Below are 4,658 nucleotides of genomic sequence, written 5' to 3'. Positions count from 1 at the left end.
TTGGTTCGGTAAATAAAACGAAGGGCCTTCGAAAGAAGCGCCCTTTTTGCGTTGAACTAGCTCAATGTATGCCTAAAAACATATTATGGATTATCCGTACATTCTTCAGATGGTTTTGCCCCTTTTAAAAGGAGTGATAAAGTCATGTATTATGGTGGTTATGGAGGCTACGGCTACGGCCGCGGCTGTGGCTGGGGCAGTGGTTTTGCTCTAATCGTGGTATTGTTTATTCTATTGATCATTGTTGGTACTGCTTTTATTAGATTCTAACAAACTATAGGTTAACAAAGCTCTTGTATAGTTACAAGGGCTTTGTTATGTTGTTATGTGGACAATTTCGGCTACAGAAGAGAAGAAAAGTTGAATTGCGAAATTGTTTGTAAAATATAAAAAAAGATATGTAAAAAAACAAGCAATGCCACTGCGCTGGCATTGCTTGTTTTTTGATGTAAATGTGCAAAAAGAATCCAGCAAGATGCTGGATAATTAGAAATTGAGGTCTGTTTTTAAATTAGGAGGTGCATAAGAAATTAATGAATAATCAATTTCATTTCCAGTTCCTTTCCGAGCAAGACAATAATAAATTGTGATTACTTGGATTCTTATCTCATTAAGTGTCCATCTTTTATTAATATTCAGCTGCTTTTTTATTCCTATATTTATTTTTTAATTTTAGAGAATAAGACGAAATAGTTTGAAAATAAAATGTAAATAAATCCATTGTAGGAACCATAATAATCCCTAATTAACGTATTGAAAAATATATAAGAGGTGATTATATGACTTGGCTTAATGCTTTTATCATTGTCAATTTGATTGGTATTGGATCAAATCTCGATAATACAGGTGTGGGTATGGCATATGGAATTGAGAAAATTAGATTTCCTCATTGGGTCAATATCATTATTAATTTTTTAGGATTTTTCACTGCTTTTTTAGGAGCATATATGGGTGAAATTATTTCTCAGTATACCTCAAAAAATACAGGACAGTTAGTTTCTTGTATTGTATTATGTGGAGTTGGATTATTTATTTTATATACTGCTTATTTACATCCTCTAATTTCAAATAAAACATCACAAATCAAATTGAAAAAACCTGGATTCAAACAAGCGATACTCCTTGGATTTGGTTTATCGTTTTCAAACATTGCAGGTAGTTTTAGCGCCACGATTACAAATTCTATGTCTTTATGGACAATAGTCATTAGTATTTCTGCCTGGGGATATTTTATGATTTTTTTTGGTAATATAATCGGAATCGGAGTTGTATCCAGATTTCTAGGAAAATACTCTTCATTGGTCTCAGGATTTTTATTAATCGGAGTAGGAGTTCATCAGATTATATAATGCAGTAAATTGCTTTTATTTAGGAAAAGTTCTGACTTTCAATTATAGTATAGGTGATAAATCCAAATGTATTGTTAAACCTGCGTAAATTTCGAGTAAATAGTTAATCATAAAGCTTTTTTTATTATGATGTTTAATGGGGCTGTTGACAAAATGGGAAAGGAACTGCGACTCCTTTCCCATCTATACAAGCCTATTGCAAACTTGATACATACGCAATGATGAAAATCTGGTTATATTTGTATCATTGGACAAGATCTCGTTACGCAAAAGTCAAAAATTAAAAAGAAAATATCCTATTTGAAATAATAATTAATCAAAAAATCTCCTTTCATTTAATCTTGAAGAAAACATACTGTATCTTTTTATTTGATCAAAAAATTAAATAAAATCCTTCTGAATATTGAGGATGCCAATCAAATCAAAATCTATAAAGATTTTAAGAAATACCCCGGAGAACTTTCTTCGGGGGGATTTCAACAAACCAAACAGAAGAGCTGCTTACTTAGAGGGGGGAAAGGTTCACAATTAAAGAGTAAGAGGAAGATTGTGAAGAATTGTACTTAAAGTAACGGGTGCTTATCTTCAATAAAGAAAAATAAATGATCTTCCACAATACGAACGGGCGCTATTGTTTAAGATCAAAGGTAGAAAATGATCAAACTTTTTTATAAAACCGAAACTTAAATATGCTAGAGAAGAATCCATTTTAATCCATCTTGATATGCTCCCCATTAGGTAGACAGATAAAAAATAAAAATCTGTTTATCTAAGGGGAGTATTTTCTATGGCTCGGCGGATAAGATTGACTCATGCTTCGTAAAGTCTTATATAAACGAACTAAATAGAAACTGCAGCTTCCTTTTTAAGTTCTAATTTCTGATAAACAAGCGCAAGTAGCATCGATGGAATAGTACAAACAATCATCCCAATAAAGGCGTATCTTGGCTCGATTTCGTATAAATAGCCGCCGAAAATCGTGAACACCGCAGTGCTCCAGCTAAGTGCCAGCGCTGAATACATGCCTTGTACTTTCGGAATCTGTGAATTTGGAATATTTTGGATTAAATATTTCATAAAGGCATAATGCCCCATTGCAAATGAGCATGCATGCAATGTTTGCGCGATACAGAAAACAATAACATTTGGAAAGGTAAATACTAATATCCAACGTACGGATGAACCAAGTGCCGCTAGCGTCAGTAAAGAACCTACTGAAAATTTATGAAAGCTCTGATCTGCGATTGAGAAGAAAATGATTTCTGCGATCACGGCAATGTTAATAATCACACCAATTAAATATTGGGGTGCATGGATTTCTTGTAAAAAAATATATCCATAGTTGTAATAAGAAGCGTGTGCCGCTTGCAGTAAAATCACAATGACGAGCACCAAACCAAAGTGTTTGATGCGAAATAATTTCAGCATGCCGCCTTTTTTTGTTTGATCCATTTGCGGTTTTTCAGATAAAACAACGGGTGCACGCATAAAACCAAGACACGCGAATACCAATGTGCCGAGTAACAGCACCCATAAAATCACATCATCCCCAAACGCCTCTGTAAAGACGGTTAAGATCAGGCCGGCCACGACAAATCCGATGGATCCCCACGAGCGGCTCTTCCCGTAATGTCTTAATTGTTTACTTTGCACAAGGACGCCAGCTGCGCTATCTAAAGCAGGCATCAACGTTGGATAAAAAAAATGCAAAAGTAACGTTACCACAAGTAAGCTAGCAAAGGAACTGGCTGGAATATAACACAGAATGGCAATTAGCGTGCCGATTGCCATCCCATTTAATAAGGTTTTACTACTAAATTTCCTCGATAAATAAGGAAACGCAACTAATGTAGAAAGGCCTCTTGCAACCAAACCTAAGCTCATAATCAAACTAGCTTGTGAAACCGTAATCCCTTTTGTATGAATCATCCATCCTGTCCAATAGGGTAAAAAAACGCCCCATGTCATATAAAAACTAAAAAACTGTCTACTCATCCAGCGTTGTGTGTTCATTCTGTGTCCCTCCATTGTTTGCATGATATCATGGAGATACGTACAATAATATGAGATATCTCATATTTCAGGGGTGGATTATGGAAATTTATAAAAATGAGAAAAGGCAACGCTATTTGGAGAGGTACTCCATTGCGCATTTATTTTCTTTTCCGATTGAAGAGTTTATAGAAGTGCATGAATATAAACGCGATGAATGGATTATTCAAGAAGGCATGAGACCGGATTTTTTATTTTATGTCATTAAAGGAAAAGCAAAAATTTATGTAACGCATCAAAATGGGAAAGTTTCTTTAATAAATTTTATCAACGCAAATGATTATATTGGAGAAATGGAATTATTAAATGAGGTGTACTATACAAAAGGGATTCAAACCTCCACTAAGACCATTTGTTTTGCGCTTCCTTTTCATCGCTACCGCGCACAAATGCTAGAAGATGCGACATTTCTACGTGAACTAACAAAGTTTTTAAGTGTAAAAGCAACACAAATGGCTGCAAAGTATTCGCAAAGTCTTGCCTTCCCGCTTGAAAACCGGCTTGCGGATTTTATTTTGCAAACCGCTGACGAAGAGGTCTATAAGGAGAAACACGTAACTGTTTGTGATTTTTTAGGCGTCTCCTATCGACACTTATTGCATGTGCTTGCACAATTTTGCGATAAAGGGTATTTGCAAAAGGAAGGACGTCACTATCGCATTCAGCAGCACAACCCACTATATGAACTCGCCGAGATGTTGAGGAATAAGTAACTAACTTGCGATTCTTAGGTAAAATGAGATGGGGATTGAACCTTCTCAGAGCGGAGAGCCTTTATTTGAAGAACCCAAAAAAGAGCAACCTAATAGTGACCAAGTGGAACAGAAACAGCAACCTCCAACTACAGTTTCTCAGATGTCCCTAGATGACTTTTTAAGTCAAACATAAATAATTTAATGGGTAAAGGAATGCTATAAAGCTGCCACTATATACTTGTGGTAGCTTTTTGGTTCTGGTGCAAAAAATCAAAACACTTGCAATTAATCTCTAAATCTTGAACATGCTCTGTAATTTAGTAGGAAATTCAGGTCCTACTTTTTTATAATTTATTTTTGCATCAGAACCCTTTGAAGATAAGAAGCTTAAGTATTAGGGAAAATATCAATTAATTACAATAATATTGAGGTATTGAAGTTTTAATAAATCAGTTATTGTAGGATTTATAATGCTGCCAAGTGAAAAGCCGCCTTAAAAGATTGAGTTCAGACTGGATTAATATAATTTGTTTACTTTGATAAAACGAATTTTCGGAAAATA

At 34.7% G+C, this 4,658-nt stretch carries 4 protein-coding genes; 3 read left to right on the top strand and 1 reads right to left on the bottom strand.

Annotation, left to right across the window (positions count from 1 at the left end):
- Nucleotides 1–144 precede the first annotated feature (144 nt).
- Nucleotides 145–270, top strand: a complete 126-nt coding sequence (locus tag H540_RS32515; RefSeq protein ID WP_081415233.1) for a YjcZ family sporulation protein — start codon at nt 145–147, stop codon at nt 268–270.
- 509 nt (nt 271–779) lie between these two features.
- Complete coding sequence (locus tag H540_RS0121515) at nt 780–1,349, top strand: manganese efflux pump MntP (protein ID WP_028402334.1); 570 nt, start codon at nt 780–782, stop codon at nt 1,347–1,349.
- An 840-nt stretch (nt 1,350–2,189) separates the two neighbouring features.
- Here H540_RS0121515 and H540_RS0121510 read toward each other — a convergent pair.
- A complete protein-coding gene (locus H540_RS0121510) occupies nt 2,190–3,362 on the bottom strand; it encodes an MFS transporter (RefSeq protein WP_028402333.1) in 1,173 nt (390 codons plus the stop codon).
- Nucleotides 3,363–3,442: 80 nt separating this feature from the next.
- On the opposite strand from H540_RS0121510, the gene yeiL reads away from it, so the two are divergent.
- On the top strand, nt 3,443–4,114 hold the full coding sequence (gene yeiL, locus H540_RS0121505; protein WP_028402332.1) for a transcriptional regulator YeiL: 672 nt from the start codon (nt 3,443–3,445) through the stop codon (nt 4,112–4,114).
- Nucleotides 4,115–4,658 lie beyond the last annotated feature (544 nt).

The organism is Ectobacillus panaciterrae DSM 19096 (genome assembly GCF_000430785.1).
GTDB lineage: Bacteria > Bacillota > Bacilli > Bacillales > Bacillaceae_G > Ectobacillus > Ectobacillus panaciterrae.
This window is presented reverse-complemented; position numbering and strand designations above follow the sequence as displayed.

Bases quoted from the DNA above. Each gene is read 5' to 3' on its own strand.
- H540_RS32515 (WP_081415233.1), top strand. From the start codon at position 145: ATGTATTATGGTGGTTATGGAGGCTACGGCTACGGCCGCGGCTGTGGC.
- H540_RS0121515 (WP_028402334.1), top strand. From the start codon at position 780: ATGACTTGGCTTAATGCTTTTATCATTGTCAATTTGATTGGTATTGGA.
- H540_RS0121510 (WP_028402333.1), bottom strand. From the start codon at position 3,362: ATGAACACACAACGCTGGATGAGTAGACAGTTTTTTAGTTTTTATATG.
- yeiL (WP_028402332.1), top strand. From the start codon at position 3,443: ATGGAAATTTATAAAAATGAGAAAAGGCAACGCTATTTGGAGAGGTAC.